Source organism: Dyella sp. (genome assembly GCF_035486915.1).
Taxonomy (GTDB): domain Bacteria; phylum Pseudomonadota; class Gammaproteobacteria; order Xanthomonadales; family Rhodanobacteraceae; genus Dyella_B.
The window spans coordinates 1-17,591 of sequence record NZ_DATHMR010000002.1 but is presented as its reverse complement, the minus strand read 5'-3'; the positions used below and the strand labels follow the sequence as shown (position 1 = coordinate 17,591).

Sequence of the window (17,591 nt, the reverse complement as noted above, 5' to 3'; positions counted from 1 at the left end):
CGGCCGTGCCGACTATCCGGCCGCATTGCGCGATCTGCTGGGTCAGTCACTGGCGGCCAGTGCGCTGCTGACCGGCAATATCAAGCTCGATGGCGCGTTATCGATTGAATTGAAGAGCGCCGGTGCACTGCGCCTGCTGTTCGCAGAGTGCTCCGACACCGGTCGTTTGCGTGGTTTGGCCCGCTGGGATGGTGCCGTGCCTGACGAGTTGCCGCTAAGCAGCCTGCCTGACGCGATTATGGCCATCACGATCGGGCACGCGGAGCGCGGCAAGCGTTATCAGGGTCTTGTCGATTTGCGTCATTCGGAACTTGCGGGTGCGCTGGAGAATTATTTCCAGCAGTCCGAACAGTTGCCCGCGCGCATCATCCTCGCCGCAAACGAACAACATGCGGTGGGCCTGATGTTGCAGAAACTGCCGGGTGAGGGCGGGCGCGATGCGGTGCAGGACGAAGACGCATGGCCGCGCATCGAGCATCTCACCGCGACCTTGGGTAAGACCGAGCTTCTGACGACGCCACCGGAGCAGTTGCTCTATCGCCTCTATCACGAGGAAACCGTGCGCTTGTTCCAGCCGCGTCCGCTCGCGTTTGGCTGCAGCTGTTCGCGCGAGCGCGTCGAAACGATGCTGCGCTCGCTGGGCCGCGAAGAGATCGAAGCCACACTGGAAACACAGCACGGCCTGATCGAAGTGACGTGCGAATTCTGCGCGCGTACCTATACGTTCGATCGTGTGGACGCGGAGCATCTGCTGAGTGGCGGTGCTGCAACCTCATCGACGGTGCAGTAAAGCAATGAAGCGGACGATCAGCTCACCGTGCTGATCGTTCCCAGCCAGAAATCGGCCGCTTGCGGCCTGGCGAACAGGAAGCCCTGGCCAAAACGGCAGCCGATATGCCGCAGCGCCTGGCGTTGCGCTTCTTCCTCAATGCCTTCGGCAATCACCTGCATTTGCAGCGAGTCGGCCAACACCTGAATCGCGCGCACCACCGGTACGCTGTGGCTGCCGGCACTGGCAAGTTCGGTGATGAAGGTACGATCGATCTTCAGCGTTTCGATCGGATACTGATGCAGATAGCTCAGCGATGAGTAACCTGTGCCGAAGTCGTCCAGCGCGATACCAACGCCGTGGTGACGCAGGTTGTCGAGCATGCGTTTCACCTGCGAGGGATTTTCCAGCAGCGTGCGTTCGGTCACTTCAATACGCAGCGAACGCGGGTTGACGCGATGCGCGCGCAACAGGTTCAACAAACGATCGTCCAGATCGGGCAGGCGGAAATGGCGTCCGGAAACGTTGAGGCTGACGAAACCATCCGCGCCAGCCAGCATGCTTGCCTGTGAAGCGACCTGTTCGAAGATCTGCCAGTCGATGGTTTCCGCGCTGCCGTTTTCTTCGGCCACAGCGAGGAAATCGCCGGGACACAGCAGGCCGCGATCGGGATGGCGCCAGCGCAGCAGCGCCTCATAGCCGACCGTGCGGCCGTCATCGAGCGCGACGATCGGCTGGTAGAACGGCACGAACTCGTTGCGCGTCAGCGCGCGGCGCAAGTCGCCTTCCATCTCCAGCAGCGAAAGCACTTCGCGGCGGAGACGATCGTCAAACATCGCAGCGCGATGGCGGCCTTCGTCCTTCGCGCGATACATCGCCGCATCCGCATCGCGCAGCAATTCCTCCGGTTGCTGGTAATGCTGTGCAGGCAACGCGATGCCGATGGATGCCGACGTAAAGATTTCCTTGATGCCGAGACGGAACGGCACGTGCAGTTCCGCGATGATGCGTTCGGCCACCACCGCCGCCTTGCCGGCATCGCTGATACCTTCCAGTAATACCGCGAATTCATCGCCACCAAGACGTGCCACCAGGTCGCGTGTTTTCAGACAGGCGCGAATGCGGCTACCGGCCTGGAATAGCAAATCGTCACCGATCAGATGGCCGACGGAGTCGTTGATGACCTTGAAGCGATCCAGGTCGATAAACAGCACCGCGAACAGCTTGGTGGGATCGGCATGATAGGCCTGCAATGCCTGACCCAATCGCTGCAACAACAGTGTGCGGTTCGGCAGGCCAGTCAGCGAATCGTGCAAGGTTTCATACATCAACCGGCGTTCGACGCGTTCGCGTTCGGCGATCTGTTCGCGCAAATCGCGGTTGGCAAGCGCGAGGGCACGCGTACGTTCGGTAACGCGGCGCTCCAGGTTCACATAGGCCTGCTTCAGCGATTCGGCCGTTTGCTTGCGTTGCAACGCGTTGGCGATGTGGTAGCTGACGAAGGTGAGCAGTTCCTGATCGCGTGTGTCGTAAATGTGCTTGGGCGAATAGCTCTGCACGGCGAGCACACCCATCACGCGGTCGTCCCACACCAGCGGCACGCCGAGCCAACAGACCGATGGCGTGCCTGACTGCACGCATTCGCCGATCTCAGCGAGCCGATCGAACGTCTGACGGTCTGCAAGCAACGGTTTGCCGTGTTTGAGTACGTATTCCGTCGCGCCATTACCGATGGGGCGCGGTTGCCGTGTCGTTTCCTTTTCGTCGATCGAATACGGGAAACTGATCGTCTGCGAACTGTCATCGAGCAGCGCAATGTAGAAATTGCGCGCGTAGAGCAAGCCGCCGACCACACGGTGAACGGCGGCATAGAAGTTTTGCTGGCTTTCCGGCGCGCTCGCCAATTCGGCGATGCGGAACAGCGCGGACTGCAGGCGTTCGCCACGTTGACGTTGCAAAACCTGTTGGCGAAGCACGCGGTTAGTCGCGCGCAGGGCAGCGGTGCGATCGGCGACGCGCCGCTCCAGCTCGGCGTGCGCCTCGCGACGTTCCAACGCGGTTTGCATGTGCTGCGCAACGTAGTTGAGCAGATCGCGATCGTGCCGCGTGTAATGCGTATCCGCGCGATAGCTCTGCACGGCGATACCGCCGACCACTTGGCTGCCACGCAGTAGCGGTACGCCGAGCCAGTGCTCGCAGGCAGGCCCTACGAGTTGGAAGCGACCTTCCAGCTGCCGCGCCAACTCTTCCACCGAACCCATGATGGGCTGACCCGTCTGTAGCAGATTCCAGGACAGACTGTGCCGCATGTCTTGCAGCGGATACGTTTCGTCGGGTGACGGGGGTTTCAGGTCGGCGGTGTCGACGTAATAAGGAAAACGCACACTGTCCGTGCCTGGGTCGTACAGGAAGATGTAGAAGTTCTCCGCGTACATCAGCATGCCGACGATGGAATGCAGCGACTGCATCATCTCGCTCATGTTGTGCGCGGTGCCGGCCAGATCGGCAATTGCGTAGAGAGCGCGCTGCAGGCGTTCGGCCATGGCCAGCCGCGAAATGGCTTCATAGAGACGGCCGGTTTCACTGAGCTGACGCAGGCGAGTGCTGGCCAACCGCCCGAGCCACGCCAGCTCGGCCGTGGCCACATCGTTGAGCTGGGCTGGATCGCCGTCCAGAACGAGGGTCTGCAAACTTTGCGGATCCTTGGCCAGACTCATTCTGCCGGGGGGCGGGGAGGGGTCTTCCGCTTCGGAGGGAACCCAGTGAAGCGTGCCGGCCAGGCCAAGATGAACGAGAGCGGCTTCGCACGTTTCCAGCACGCTGCCCGCGTCGACCGCACGAAACAGCTTTTCCATGGTCTCACGCAGCTCCGCCGGAATGACTCCGGAGGCTGGCGACGGGAAATTGCGGCCAGGCACTGAACTCATGGAATTAGTTGGACCCCTGTCCAGTGTTTCGGCTGACTATATATCGTGATGATGCCGTCATGTCGTTTGCGCTCACAGCTTCTTCACGGTCGCCCCGGAAAGCTACTGTGCCAAGCATCCGTCGTGCCAGCAAGTCCTTGTTCAAAAGGCTTTTTTGGCGGAGTGGCCCACAAAATTTTTATGCGCCGCCGGGTGTTAGTAAAAAGTAAAATCAGATATACTGAACTCCGGGTGTCCATGCCTCTGCGAGGCCTGGACGGGTTCTTGCTACGTCGCCTTCGAATGTTCATGCGCCGATTGCTGCTGACATTGCCACTGCTATGCGTGCCGCTGATCGCGGCAGGCCAGACTGTGAGCGCCGATCAGTCCACCAATCCGTGGATACAGCAGCAGACGACGCTGAAAACGGGTCAGCCGGCGCCGGGTTCGCTGCTGATTCAATCGCAGAATTCGGCGACAGCTGGTGCACAGGGCGATTCGTTGCTCTCGCTCAATCCGTTGGATGGGGGCACCGTCAGCTCCAGCACACTGCAATATGGCGTGACACCGAATGTCACCACGCAAGCGACGATCAATCAGAAGTCGTGGGCGACGCAACCACGCATCGTCGGTACGGAAGTTGGCGCGACCTACAACACCGGCCGCTACAGCCTCGGTTTGAGCGTTGCGCAGGATCAGGTGACCAATCCAACGCCGCTGCCGCGCGTGCTTCCTGGTGCCGTCACTGGCGTGAATGGTTTGACCGATTTCGACAACAGTACGCAGCTCAATGCGAAGGGTCGACTCTCGCTGGGCGGCAACAGCGGTGTGATGCTGGGCGCGAGTATGGGTCGTATCCATCTACTGCCGGGCAATTTGCTGGGTCTGAGCACGTTGGATCAAAAGGCGTTGAGTTTCGGCATCGATCATGGCCCGGTCAGCGGCAGCATCATTGGTCGCAGCATGCAGCCGGAAATGAACAATCCGGGCATGCCCAATAGCGGTTTCTATCCGGATCGCCGCTGGAACAGCATCGACCTCGGCGTCACCTGGCGTTTGCCGTGGCAGGGTTCGTTGAGTTTCGGTGCGCAGAACATCTGGTCTTCCGGCAATGCGACGAATACGCCGGCAGGTCCGCCGCAACCGGATCAGTCGCGCACGCCGTACGTGCAGTATCACCAGGATCTCTGATCAGACATCACGCACAAACAAAAAGCCCCTGCCATGCAGGGGCTTTTTGTTTGTGCGTCGTGATCAGTCCTGCTTGCGGATGCGCAGGTCGCCGCTGAACGTTTCCACATTGATCTTGCCGTTGCCAGTGCCTGCAACGGCATCGAGCGAACTGCCCGGGCCGTGCTCGGGCTGCTTGGGTGTCCCGAAGTCGCTGCGCAGATCTCCGCTGAACGTCGTGGCGTGAACGTTGCTGGACAGGGATGACGGAACCAGCAATTGCACATCGCCGCTCATGCTGTCGATGGTGATATTGCCACCCGAAGCGAGCGAACCCGCAAGCTGCACATCGCCCGAGACGGTGCTGAGATTGAGATGCTGCCAGGGGCCGCCACCGGCCTGGATGCGTCCGGAAATGGTTTGCAGATCGACTGAGTTACCGAGCGATGGCGCAAGGATGTCGCCGCTCACGGTTTGTAGCTTTGCCTGCGCTGCCTTACCTGAGAACGCGATGTTGCCGCTCACCGAGATGACATTGAGCATCGGCGTCTGCGCATTGATGCGCACGCGGCCGCTTACTGAATTAACTTCGATATCGCCGCCGTTGATGCCGTCGATGCTGAGCGGCGCGCTGACGATCTTCACTTTCAACGATGCGCCGCGTGGCACGCTGATGTCCAGGCGCGACGACGACATCGATTTGTCGCTGCCCCAGTTCAGCCATCCGTTTTCTCCTTGCGCCTGCACACCGATCGTCAGATTGTTTTCGCTGCCTTGGATGTTCAGCGGTGCGGCGCCGTCGCCCAGCTCGCCACCCACGTGGACTTCGTTGCGATCCCATGCGGTGATCGTGACTTCACCCTTGATGTTGACGACGTCGATATGCGCTGTAGGTGAAGCAGGATGGCTCACGTCGAGCGGGGTATCGGCCATTGCCTGCCCTCCCCAGGACAGGCAGATAAGCAACGGCAGGTAGCGGGCGTTTTTCATAGTTATTGTGTCCTGAAGAGCCTTAGCCGGCTTGTTTCTCCAACTGCTCGCGCAGCTGTGTTTGCTGTTGTTCGGTACGTTGCAGCAGGCGCTGCAAGGCGGGTGAGTCAGGAGCTTGCTGCATCGCCTGTTGCAGTTCCATGCGTGCCGCACCGAATTCCACGGCGGCGCCTGCGAAACGTGGATCGCTCGGTTTCCACGGTGCGTTTTCAGGGTTCGGCTTGCTGGCAATCGCGATAGGCGGTGCGACCGGCGCAACGGTGTGCATGTGCCAGACGATGCCGCCGGCGAGCACCATGACCGCTGCGACACTCGCCGCAAGTGCCCACACCTGTCGATGACGCGCACGCCTGATCGGCGTTGGCGTTTCCGCAGCAGCCGGGGTCGCGTTGTCGATCGCCGCGTCGATACGCGCCCACAGATCGTCCCGCGGTGCGACCGGCTGGTTCAAATCGCGCATTTGGCGCAGCCATTCGAATTCGTTCATCACACATCTCCAAGCGATTTGCGCAACAACCCGCGTGCACGATGCAGTTGCGCCTTGGATGAGCCCACTGCCATACCTAGTTCACTGGCAATTTCATCGTGGTGCCAGCCTTCCACGTCATGCAGTACCAGTACGGCGCGTGCCCGCGGCGGTAGTTTGCCGATCGCACGTTCCAGCTCGTCGCGTTCGGCCGCGCAGAACGGGGTTTCGCCATGCTCGGGAATGCTTTCCTCGTCGATGTAACCGACAGGGTCGGCGCCCCGCGCCCGTATGTCCATCAGTGCCACATTCACCGCCAACCGATAAAGCCACGTACCGAAAGCGCTCTGTTCGCGAAAGCTGTCGAGCTTCTGCCAAGCGCGCACGAAGGCGTCCTGAGTCAGGTCCTCCGCCCGCGCATGATCGTAGCCGGACAACCGCAACATCGCGCCATGAATCCGGCTCGCGTGCTGGCGATACAGGCGCTGGAATGCCTGACGGTCGCCCGCTGCGGCCGCGCGTACGTCATCCCTATCGTTGTGGTGTCCCGCAACCAGTGCAGGTGGCATGGCACTTCCGTTGGCAATGCAAGCAGCAATCATCTTGCTAGCTTTGATGCGGTTGCAAGCCATTAGGTTTACACCGCCGGCCAGTCGGCTCGGCGGTGTAGAAGGCGTGAATCAGGCGTTGGCCGCCTTGCGCGGCGTTTCCAGGGCCTGAGCGACGCGTTGCTGTTCCTGCCGCAGGCGGGCAGGGAGGCGCGGGTTGAAGCTGTCGAGGTAGTCGCCGATGGCCTGCAGCTCGGTCTGCCAGCCGGGAATGTCGACGTGCAGCAGTTCGGCCACCGTGTCGCGCGGCAGTTCCAGGCCGTCCATCTTCAGCTCGTTCTGGGTGGGCAGGATGCCGATCGGGGTTTCCGTGCCGCGGGCCTTGCCCTCGACGCGATTGATCATCCACTCCAGTACGCGCAGGTTTTCGCCAAAGCCCGGCCACATGAACTTGCCGTCCTTGCCTTTGCGGAACCAGTTCACGTGGAATATCTTCGGCAGCTTGGCGCCAGGCTTGTCGAACGACAGCCAGTGCGTGAAGTAGTCGCCGTAGTGATAGCCGCAGAACGGCTTCATTGCCATCGAGTCGCGGCGAAGAACGCCTACCGCACCCGTGGCCGCTGCCGTGGTTTCCGAACCCATCGCTGCGCCCATCAGCACGCCGTGCGTCCAGTCGCGCGCTTCCATCACCAGTGGAATCAGCGACGGACGGCGACCGCCGAAGACGATCGCACTGATCGGCACGCCTTGCGCATCTTCCGCTTTGGATGACCACGTCGGGCATTGTTTAGCGCTGACCGTGAAACGCGAATTCGGATGTGCGGCCGGGCCGTTGGCCGGATCGAACGGGCGGCCTTGCCAATCCGTCACCGGCGTACCGGGCACGCCCTCCCACCACGGTTGGTTGTCGGCGGTCACGGCAACGTTGGTAAAGATTGTGTCGCGCGCAATCGTCGTCAGCGCATTGGGGTTGCTCAGTGTGCTGGTGCCAGGAGCCACGCCGAAGAAACCGGCTTCCGGATTGATGGCGTATAGACGTCCATCTGCACCGGGGCGCATCCAGCAGATATCGTCGCCGACCGTCCACACACGCCAACCGTCTTTGCGATAACCCTCTGGCGGAATCAGCATCGCCAGGTTGGTTTTGCCGCATGCCGACGGGAACGCTGCAGCGACGTAATGAGTGTGGCCCTGCGGATTTTCGATGCCCACGATCAGCATGTGCTCGGCGAGCCAGCCTTCGGTGCGCGCCTGATAGCTGGCGATGCGGAGCGCATGGCACTTCTTGCCGAGCAGCGCATTGCCGCCATAGCCGGAACCGTACGACTGAATCGACAGTTCTTCGGGGAAATGCATGATGAAGCGACGCTCCGGATCGAGCTCGCCGGTCGAGTGCAGGCCCTTCACGAAGGTGCCTTCATGCTCGATACGTGCAAGCGCAGCTGCGCCCATGCGCGTCATCGTGCGCATGTTCGCGACCACGTACGGGCTGTCGGTGATTTCGACGCCGCAACGCGACAGCGGGGAATCGATCGGCCCCATGCAGTATGGAATCACGTACATGGTCCGGCCTTCCATGCAGCCGTCGAACAACGCATCCATCTTCGTGTGCGCATCGGCCGGCGCCATCCAATGATTGTTCGGACCGGCGTCGGCCTCGTCCTTCGTGCAGACGAAGGTGAGATGTTCGACACGCGCCACGTCCGACGGACTGGAGCGGTGCAGATAGCAGCCCGGATGGGTCTGCTGGTTGAGTTCGATCAAATCTCCGCTCTGCAGCATCAGCTGCGTCAGCGCCCGATATTCGGCATCGGAACCGTCACACCAGTGGATGGATGCGGGGCGGGTCTTTGCCGCCACGTCTTGAACCCATCGCTCGAGCGAATCAAGCTTGCTCGTCATGTTTCCCTCACCTTGGTCTACCCACAAAAAGGATGTAGAACGCTAAGTTACGGGAAGTGGCATTGCAAGGTTGCCCGCAGCAAACAGGCGTGCGGCGAGGTGCCGCGCCTGACGCGTCAGGCACTTGGAATCAACACTGCAACTAGCAGCTCAGGCAGGAATCAGCGTGGCGATCATGTGTTCGACGTAAGTGTCGAACTCTTCGTGGCTCAACCTTGGCAGGCCGAGCGTGAAATTGAGCTGCAGGAAGCCGACGTAGGCGGCATAGGTCAGGCGCGCGCGGTTGAGCGCGTTGGCGGTGTCCATTCCCGCTTGCTTATAGGCCGTATGCAAAAACTCGGTACGGCGCTTGGAAACGCGTGCCATCACCGGGACCACCAGCGGATGATCCAGGGCTTTTAGCAGTGCGGCGTAGACGCGGTGCGGCTGCAGCTCGTGCGCGACGCGGCGGAACAGCTCCGGCAAGCGTTCGCGCGGATCGGGAATGGCCTCGATCTGGCTGATGATTTCGCGCTCGCCGTATTGTTCCCAGCGTTCCAGGGCGGCCTGAAGCAGGGCTTCGCGGGTGCGAAAATGCCAGTAAAAGCTGCCCTTGGTTACGCCAAGCTGACGGGCGAGTGCCTCGACAGCCAAGGCTCCCACGCCTTGTTCGGAGATCAAGCTAAGGGCGGCGTCTTCCCAATCTTCGGCGGAGAGGCGCGTGCGTTCAGGCTTCTGACGTACATTCATTTCCGTATGGTAGCCCAGAGCGCGGGAAAACGGTGTTGGGCGGCCGGTTTCGCGGTTCCGATAGTCCTTTCGCGGAAGCCGGTTGACGACGCTCCATGAGCGCTCCATACTCATGCGTATGGAACAAGCACCCGCTATGCGCATTTCATTCACGACCAGCGACGGGCTGTCGTTGGCGGCAGATTTACGCAACGCCACCGGTGCGCCGACACTACTGTTTGCGCACGGCTTCGGTCAGACGCGCGGTGCCTGGAAGGCCGCTGCCGCGACGATGGCAGTGCGCGGTTGCCGCTGCGTGACCTTCGATAGCCGCGGTCACGGCGAAAGCGATCACGTGCCGGGCGGCGACTACCACATGGAACAGTTCGTCAACGATTTGCTCGATATCGCGCGCGCGCAACCGCAGCCGCCGATCCTGATTGGCGCGTCGATGGGTGGCTTGCTCGGTCTGGCCGTTGCGGGCGAGACGCGGCCCTCGCCGTTCCGCGCCATGGTGCTGGTCGACATTACCCCGCGCTGGGAAACTTCCGGCGTCGAACGCATTCTGGCGTTCATGCAAGCCCATCCTGATGGTTTTGCGAGCTATGACGAAGCTGCCGAACAGATTGCTGCGTATCTGCCGCAACGGCGCGAACGCAAAAGCGAGCAGCAGTTGCGCCCGCTGCTTCGCGAAGGCGCAGACGGACGTCTGCGCTGGCATTGGGATCCCGCATTGCTTTCCGGCAGCCTGATCATGGAAAGCGAACGCTATCAACCGCGTTTGCTCGACGCTGCCGCGAAGGTCGATGTGCCGGTGCTGCTGCTGTCCGGCGAACGCAGCGATGTGGTCTCCCATCGCACGGTCGATGAATTTCTTGCCCTGGTACCGCATGCGCGGCATGCCGAGGTACCCGGCGCAACCCATATGTTGGCCGGCGATGCGAACGATGCATTTACGGCCCAGATCGCAGGCTTCATGGCAAGCCTGGAACGCGTCGACGCCGATGTCGATGCGATCAAGCAACCTGCAACGAGGTGTTGAGATGTCCGTACTACTAACTCTGTTGGCGGCAATCATCGCCAGTGGTGCCTGCGCCTACCATCGCAGCAGCTTGCGTACGTGGGCGGTGACGACGATCGTGGTGACGCTCGCCGTTGGCTTGCTGACTGGTGCGCCGCTCACGACGGTCGTGCTGCTCGCAATCGAGCTGCTGATCGCCGTGCCCCTGCTGATGATTCACTTTCGTCGCAAGAACATTAGCGCGCCGTTGCTGAAAATATTCGCCAAGGTCACGCCGAAGTTGTCCGATACCGAGCAGACTGCACTGGAAGCAGGCACCGTCGGTTTCGAGGGCGAACTGTTTTCCGGCAAGCCGCAGTGGCACGAACTGTTGAAGCAGCCCAAGCCCGAATTGAGCGTCGAAGAGAAAGCATTCCTCGACGGTCCCGTCGAAGAGCTGTGCGGCATGATCGACGATTGGCAGATCACTCACGAACTGGCGGATCTGCCGCCGGACGTGTGGGAGTTCATCAAGAAGAACAGGTTCTTCGGCATGATCATCCCGAAGCAGTACGGTGGCCTGGGTTTCTCCGCGCTGGCACATTCGGCGGTACTGCAGAAACTTGCGACGATGTCCGCAACGGTTGCCTCGACAGTGGCCGTGCCCAATTCGCTCGGCCCCGCAGAGTTGCTGCTGCATTACGGCAGCGACGAGCAAAAGAATTTCTATCTGCCACGTCTGGCCGTTGGGGAAGAGATTCCGTGCTTCGCATTGACCGGTCCGTATGCGGGTTCGGATGCGACGTCAATTCCGGACTTCGGCATCGTCTGCAAGCAGGTTGTGGATGGCGTCGAAACTGTCGGTATGAAGCTCACCTTCGACAAGCGCTACATCACGCTCGCACCGATTGCGACCGTGGTTGGCTTGGCGTTCCGTTTGTACGATCCCGAGCATCTGCTCGGCGACAAGGAAGACTTGGGTATCACGCTGGCGCTGCTGCCGCGTAGCACGCCAGGCCTGGAAATCGGTCGCCGTCACTTCCCGCTCAATGTGCCGTTCCAGAACGGTCCGGTGCACGGCAAGGACATCTTTGCGCCGTTGTCCACGCTCATCGGCGGTCCGCACATGGCCGGCCATGGTTGGCGCATGTTGGTGGAATGCCTTTCGGTGGGCCGCGCTATCTCGCTGCCGTCTAACGCGACGGGTGGCGTGCGCATGGCTGTCGCTGCGACGGGCGCTTATGCGCGCATGCGCAAGCAGTTCGGTCTCGCCGTGGCGCGTTTCGAGGGCGTGGAAGAAGCGCTCGCGCGTATCGGTGGCCTGACGTACGCAACCGCTGCACTCTCGCGCGCCACCGCAGCAGCCGTGGACCGCGGCGAGAAACCCGCCGTGCCATCGGCCATCGCCAAATATCACGCGACCGAATGGGGTCGCACCATCGCAGGCGATTCGATGGACGTGCACGGCGGCAAAGCCGTGCAGCTGGGTCCCAAGAACTACGCAGGTCGTGCGTGGCAGGGCGTGCCCATCGCTATTACGGTGGAAGGCGCGAACATTATGACGCGCAGCCTGATGATCTTCGGTCAGGGTGCCATTCGCTGCCATCCTTACGTGCTGAAGGAAATGAAGGCGTTGTCGATTCCCGACTATAGCGAGCGTTTGAAGAGTTTCGACGACGCGCTGTTCGGTCACATCGGTTTCGGAATTTCCAACGCGGTGCGCAGCTTCGTGCTGGGTGTCACCGCGGCGCATATCGGTGAATCCGCGGGCGATGCGTATACGCGTCGCTACTATCGCAAACTCAATCGTTACTCCGCGGCGCTCGCGCTGTGCGCGGACACGTTCATGGGCGTACTGGGCGGCAAGCTCAAGTTCAAGGAAAAGCTATCTGCGCGTCTGGGCGATGTGTTGAGTTACCTGTATATCGCCAGCGCGATGCTCAAGCGATATGAAGATACAGGTCGTCCCGAAGCGGATCGCCCGTTGCTCGCATGGGCGTTCCACGAGTGCATGTGGCGTACGCAGATGGCGCTCGATGGCGCGATTCGTAACTTCCCGGTGCGTCCCATTGCGTGGCTGCTGCATGTGCTGGTGTTCCCGTTCGGTCGCCGCGAGGTGCCGCCGTCGGATCGTCTGGGACGTCGCGTCGCCGCCATCATCACGGCACCGGGCGAAGCGCGTGACCGTCTGCTTGAATGGGCTTACCTCACGCCGACCGCCAACAACACGGTTGGTCGTATGAATGCGCTGTTGCCGGATGTGATCGCGGCCGAGCCAGTCGAACGCAAGTTCGGCAAGGCGCAGAAGGCCGGTCAATTCACCTCGCACGACTATCTCGGTCAGTTGGACGAAGCCGTGAAAGCGGGTGTGATCGATCCGTCCGAAGCGGCACTGCTCAAGCGTGTGCGTGAAGGCGTGTTCGAGTTCATCTCGGTAGACGATTTCGACCCCGCAGAGCTGCGTTCCGCTGTGACGCGCGCGGATGAGAAAAAGGTCAGCGACACCACGCAACGCGCTGCGTAATACGTGCCGATATCGGCGGCGGACTATCCGCCGCCGCCGCAAGGGGAAACGATGAGCGCACCGCTGCTGTCACTCTATCGCCGCATCACATCGTGGCCGGGTGGCCGCTGGATGTTCTCGCGTGCGGTGTGCTTGAGGGCGCCATATTTCTCCACCATCGCACCACGCTTCGTATCGCTCGAACCGGGCCGCTGCGAAGTGCGGATACGCGATCGTCGTCGCGTGCACAATCACATCGGCACCGTGCACGCCATTGCACTTTGCAATCTCGCCGAACTCAGTGCGGGTGTGATGGCGGAAGCCACATTGCCAGCGAGCATGCGCTGGATACCCAAAGGTATGACGGTGGAATATCTCAACAGGGCGAAGGGAACGATGTATGCCGTGGCCACGCCCGAGACGCCGCTGATCGAATCGACCAGCGGCTATGAATGGCCTGTGTCGGTGCAGGTGAAAGATCCTGCGGGTGCCGACGTATTCCGCGCTCGCATCATGCTTTGGGTGACGCAACGCAAACCGCAGGCGACTTAAGACAGCGCGTTGCGCTTGCGCACCCACGACGGTGGCACGATCGTCTTGCGCCGGATTGCAATCGCCAGCAATACCGCCGATATGCATGCGGAAACGGCCACGGCGACCACGGAACCCTCAACGCCGAATTTTCCGCCCGTCACCCAGTCCGAACCGGTGACCGACGGCACGATGATCCCTTTTACATTAAAACCGGATACTGCGAAGCCGTATATCGTGCCTTCGCTGAAATTCCATGCCGCATGCAGGCCAATGACCATCCACAATGAGCGAGTGAGGTGGTACACGAGCGCCAGAAGAATGCCTGCCTCGATCGCGATCGCCACTGCGCTCCAAAGCGTGGCGTTTGGATTGTTCAGATGCGCGCCCCCAAAAAAAAGCGCGGAAATGGCCAGCGCTCCCCACGTCCCTAGGCCTTCTTCCGAAATGCGATAGAGAACGCCACGAAAGATGGTCTCTTCCGCGATGCCGGTTGCGATGCCCATGCCCAGCAGCGAGGGCAACCAAACCGCATCGGCATTGACGCTCAGAACGTGATAGCTACCCATCAGCCAGAGCAATAGGGTCATTGTGCTGAGCAGCAGAAATCCGGCGATTAAGCCGGCAATGCCGTAGGTAGGTAATTGACGCAAGGCGAGTTCGGATACGCGCCGCCGTTCGATCAAGCGCACAGCAACAACGTACACCAGCAATATCGACACGAACTCGAGAACCAGGCCGACAAGATTGCGCTCCAAAGGCGAGGCATCTTTGCCGCCCAAGTGAAGTGCGGTCGCCAGATGAAAGAGTGGATAACCTACCGCGAAGAAACAGGCGGCATAGATCACAATGCGCGCGAGTGGCGAAAAGACTAGCCATCGTTTCCATGCCGGCGCCGAAGCGGGTGTAGTAAAGGCGACCATTTCGTTCATGAACACTCCCCTGTTTTGTCAGCACGCTAGGACTGCACAACGCGATGTGCGCAGTGCCAGACGTCATGTTTTGGTTGATTGACTAAAATGAAGAAAGCACGCAGCCGTTCTTACCATTTTCTTTGGCCTGATACATCGCACGATCGGCCGCCTGAATCAACGACTCATCGGAGTCGATACCTTCGTGCCACACTGCAACACCGACGCTCGCGCTTATATGCGCGGTGAACGCGCCGCGTTGGCTCTGGAGCGGGTAGGGCTGTGCGAGCATGTCGCAGATATCCTGGCAACGCTGCAGTAGCGGTGCTGTGCCAGCCACATCTTCAAAGATTAGCGCGAATTCGTCGCCGCCCAAGCGTGCCACCGTGTCTTCGCTGCGAACATGATTATTCAGACGCGCTGAGATGGCCTGGAGCAGCGCATCGCCAGCGGGGTGGCCGTGGGTGTCGTTCACAGCCTTGAAGCCATCGATATCGACCAGCACCAAGGCAAAGCTGCTTTCTCCACGTGCGCTGTGCTGCATGGCCTCACGCAACCGGTCGTGAAACAGCACGCGATTGGGCAATCCCGTTAGCATATCGTGCGTGGCCTGATGGCGCACTTTGGCTTCGACGCGCTGACGCTCGGCAATTTCCTTGTGCAACTGCTCGTTGCGTGAGGAAAGTTCTTCCAGAGTTTGCTGCAATTGCATACGTGCTGCATGCAGCTCGAGGAAAACGCGAACCTTCGATTGCAGGATCACATCGTTGATCGGCTTTGCAATGTAGTCCACGGCGCCCGAGCGGTAACCTTTGAGCCGATTCAAATCGTCCGCATACGCGGCAGTGACGAAGATGACGGGCGTATCGCGTAGCTGTTCGGCATCGGCGAGCAGGCCCGCTACTTCGAAGCCGTCCATGTCCGGCATGTTCACATCCAGAAGAATCAATGCGAATTGCTGGTCGATGCAGCGCGACAGCGCCTCGTTGCCGCTGCTGGCTTCCACCAGTTCAGCGCCACAATCGGCAAGAAGATGACGCATCGCCACGAGATTGGCACGCGTGTCGTCGACAACCAGTATTTTTGGAATATGCGTAGTCATGCCATACACAAGCGATTGATCAGGGGGGCGATGTCCTCGAGCGGAACGCAATGATCCGCGCCCGCAAGATCTAGCGCGGCCTGCGGCATGGTGGCCGCAAAGGCATCTTGGGGAGATTGAACTATAGCCACGCCGCCCAACTGGCGAATGCGTCGCAAACCGGCCGCTCCGTCGTTATTGCCACCCGTGAGAACCACGCCGATTAGCGCGTTGCGCCAAACGTCGGCGGCGGACGTGAATAGCACGTCAATCGATGGTCGCGAGTGGTTCACGCGCGAGTCGATCGATAGCGAAAAATGCAGATCGTTTTCCACTAGAAGGTGATAACCCGTGGGCGCCAATTGCACAACACCCGGTTGCGCATAATGTCGTTCGGTCGCCTCAATGACCGGCAATTGCGAAGTACGACCGAGCACTTCGCACAACAGGCCTACCGTGTCGGAACTGCTGTGGCAGCAAACTACGACAGTCTGACGCAAGGTCGCATGCAACCCTCCGATCACGGCCTTGAGAGCATCGACGCCGCCCGCCGAACAACCCATCGCGATGGCAGCCGGCACGGTCATGCGCTCTTGCGCTCTTGATGGCTGGCCAGCCGGTAGATGCGCAAATGCTCGGCAAACGGGGTGAACTCTCCGGCAGTGCACGCGTATTCGAGGCTTTCGCGCAAGCCCAGACACAGAAAGCCGCCGCGGACGAGACTGTCGCGGAATAACGAAAGCACGCGATCCTGCAAAGGATTGGAAAAATAAATCATGACATTGCGGCAAAGGATCAGATGTGCTTCGCAGAACACGCCGTCGGACACCAGGTTGTGTTTGGCGAATGTCACGTTGCGACGCAAGCGTTGATCCACTTTCAGCAGGTTGTAGCGCGCGCTGTAGTAGTCGGCGAGCGAGCGCGTCCCGCCCGATGCCTGATAGTTGCGGGACCATTGTTGTGCTTCGCGTGCAGGATAGATGCCATCGTGCGCTTGCTGTATCGCACGATCGCTCAAGTCGGTGGCGAATATCTGCGTACGTTCGTAAAGGCCCGCTTCTTCAAGCAGGATGGCGAGCGAATACACCTCCTGTCCGTGCGCGCAACCTGCTTGCCAGATGTTGATTTGCGGATAAGAGGCCAACAGCGGGAAAACCTGTTCGCGCAGACCGCGAAACATGCTCGGGTCGCGAAACATGTCGGAAGCCGGCACGGTGAGTCCTTCCAGAATATTCGGAAGAAGTTCCGGTTCGTGCATCACACGCTCGATCAGACCGCTGATCGTCTTGCAATCGAGTTGGTCGGTAAGCTGTTGCACACGGCGTTTCAGCGATGCCGGCGCATACTGGCTGAAGTCGTAGCCATGACGACGCTGAAGTGCCTGTATGAAAAGGTCGACCTCAATGTTGTCCAGCCCAGGCACGCTCACGATTCGGTTCTCCACATCAGTCGCGCAACCAGACATGCATTATGGACGCGAGCTTGTCCAGATCGATGGGCTTGGAAAGGTAATCGTTGGCACCTGCCTCCAGGCATTGTTCGCGGTCGCCGCGCATAGCTTTTGCAGTGAGCGCGATAATCGGCAACTTATCGAGCGTTGGCTGGGAACGAATCGCACGCGTCGCCTCGTAGCCATCCATACCGGGCATCATGATATCCATCAGGACGATTTCCACCTGCGGTGTTTCCGACAGGACGTGCAGCGCCTTGTGACCGTCCTGCGCCATGCTCACCTGCATGCCCCAGCCACGCAGTACTTTGGAGAGTGCAAACAGATTGCGCATGTCGTCATCCACGAGCAGCACATGATGACCGTTCAGTCCATCGTGGCTGGCGGGTGTGGCGACCGGCCCTGGCGTTGCTCCGCGCTGCTTGATGCTGTGCAGGAACAGGCTCACCTCGTCCATCAGACGTTCGGGTGAACGCACGCCCTTGATGACAATGCTGTCGGTGTATTGGCGGATGCGCAGGTTTTCTTCGCGGCTCAATTCGCGGCCTGAGTAAACCACGACGGGTGGAATGCTGCCGCTGTCGGAAAGCGTCTCCAGCAATTCCATGCCCGAGATACCGGGCAAGCCGAGGTCGAGCACAATACAGTCGTAGCCG

16 protein-coding genes are annotated in these 17,591 nt (G+C 60.4%); 5 read left to right on the top strand and 11 right to left on the bottom strand.

Translation table 11 applies throughout. From position 1 onward, the window contains the following. Positions 1–790 (top strand): Hsp33 family molecular chaperone HslO (locus tag VK725_RS00180; RefSeq protein ID WP_325316050.1); only part of this gene is annotated, 790 nt, incomplete at its 5' end. A gap of 17 nt (positions 791–807) precedes the next feature. Here VK725_RS00180 and VK725_RS00175 read toward each other — a convergent pair. After that, entirely contained in the window at positions 808–3,696 is a 2,889-nt protein-coding gene (locus VK725_RS00175; RefSeq protein ID WP_414648428.1) for a bifunctional diguanylate cyclase/phosphodiesterase, read from the bottom strand. 288 nt (positions 3,697–3,984) lie between these two features. Between VK725_RS00175 and VK725_RS00170 the strand changes: the two genes are divergently transcribed. After that, a complete protein-coding gene (locus VK725_RS00170; RefSeq protein ID WP_325316049.1) occupies positions 3,985–4,866 on the top strand; it encodes a hypothetical protein in 882 nt (293 codons plus the stop codon). A 63-nt stretch (positions 4,867–4,929) separates the two neighbouring features. Here the strand turns inward: VK725_RS00170 and VK725_RS00165 are convergent, their stop codons facing one another. The 5 genes from VK725_RS00165 to VK725_RS00145 form a co-directional block, all read right to left on the bottom strand. Continuing rightward, positions 4,930–5,835 carry a DUF4097 family beta strand repeat-containing protein gene (locus VK725_RS00165; RefSeq protein ID WP_325316048.1) on the bottom strand — a complete coding sequence of 302 codons (906 nt, stop codon included), beginning with the start codon at positions 5,833–5,835 and terminating at the stop codon, positions 4,930–4,932. 22 nt (positions 5,836–5,857) lie between these two features. Further along, positions 5,858–6,322: a hypothetical protein gene (locus VK725_RS00160; RefSeq protein WP_325316047.1), complete on the bottom strand. Its 465-nt coding sequence runs from the start codon at positions 6,320–6,322 to the stop codon at positions 5,858–5,860. Next, entirely contained in the window at positions 6,322–6,870 is a 549-nt protein-coding gene (locus VK725_RS00155) for an RNA polymerase sigma factor (RefSeq protein ID WP_325316046.1), read from the bottom strand. The genes VK725_RS00160 and VK725_RS00155 overlap by 1 nt, the downstream gene beginning before the upstream one ends. 111 nt (positions 6,871–6,981) lie before the next feature. Beyond that, on the bottom strand, positions 6,982–8,751 hold the full coding sequence (locus VK725_RS00150) for a phosphoenolpyruvate carboxykinase (GTP) (protein ID WP_325316045.1): 1,770 nt from the start codon (positions 8,749–8,751) through the stop codon (positions 6,982–6,984). A 150-nt stretch (positions 8,752–8,901) separates the two neighbouring features. After that, positions 8,902–9,480: a helix-turn-helix domain-containing protein gene (locus tag VK725_RS00145; protein WP_325316044.1), complete on the bottom strand. Its 579-nt coding sequence runs from the start codon at positions 9,478–9,480 to the stop codon at positions 8,902–8,904. Between the two features lie 136 nt (positions 9,481–9,616). Here VK725_RS00145 and VK725_RS00140 point away from each other — a divergent pair, with 136 nt between their 5' ends. From VK725_RS00140 to VK725_RS00130, 3 genes are read left to right on the top strand one after another with little or no spacing between them, the layout of a single operon-like run. Then, positions 9,617–10,501, top strand: a complete 885-nt coding sequence (locus VK725_RS00140; protein ID WP_325316043.1) for an alpha/beta hydrolase — start codon at positions 9,617–9,619, stop codon at positions 10,499–10,501. Position 10,502: 1 nt separating this feature from the next. Then, positions 10,503–12,983: an acyl-CoA dehydrogenase gene (locus tag VK725_RS00135; RefSeq protein WP_325316042.1), complete on the top strand. Its 2,481-nt coding sequence runs from the start codon at positions 10,503–10,505 to the stop codon at positions 12,981–12,983. 51 nt (positions 12,984–13,034) lie between these two features. Continuing rightward, entirely contained in the window at positions 13,035–13,514 is a 480-nt protein-coding gene (locus VK725_RS00130) for a hotdog fold domain-containing protein (RefSeq protein ID WP_325316041.1), read from the top strand. Here VK725_RS00130 and VK725_RS00125 read toward each other — a convergent pair. From VK725_RS00125 to VK725_RS00105, 5 genes are all read right to left on the bottom strand, one after another. Next, the gene (locus VK725_RS00125) at positions 13,511–14,425 is read right to left on the bottom strand and encodes a type II CAAX endopeptidase family protein (protein ID WP_325316040.1); all 915 of its coding nucleotides are present in this window, start codon (positions 14,423–14,425) and stop codon (positions 13,511–13,513) included. The genes VK725_RS00130 and VK725_RS00125 overlap by 4 nt on opposite strands. An 82-nt stretch (positions 14,426–14,507) precedes the next feature. Then, positions 14,508–15,506, bottom strand: coding sequence for a diguanylate cyclase domain-containing protein (locus tag VK725_RS00120; protein WP_325316039.1), 999 nt, complete (start codon positions 15,504–15,506; stop codon positions 14,508–14,510). Next, positions 15,503–16,072 (bottom strand): chemotaxis protein CheB, encoded by a 570-nt coding sequence (locus VK725_RS00115; RefSeq protein WP_325316038.1) that lies wholly within the window; start codon positions 16,070–16,072, stop codon positions 15,503–15,505. The genes VK725_RS00120 and VK725_RS00115 overlap by 4 nt, the downstream gene beginning before the upstream one ends. Further along, entirely contained in the window at positions 16,069–16,914 is an 846-nt protein-coding gene (locus tag VK725_RS00110; protein ID WP_325316037.1) for a CheR family methyltransferase, read from the bottom strand. The genes VK725_RS00115 and VK725_RS00110 overlap by 4 nt, the downstream gene beginning before the upstream one ends. Positions 16,915–16,930: 16 nt before the next feature. Beyond that, the coding region (locus VK725_RS00105) for a response regulator (protein ID WP_325316036.1) at positions 16,931–17,591 on the bottom strand (661 nt) is incomplete at its 5' end.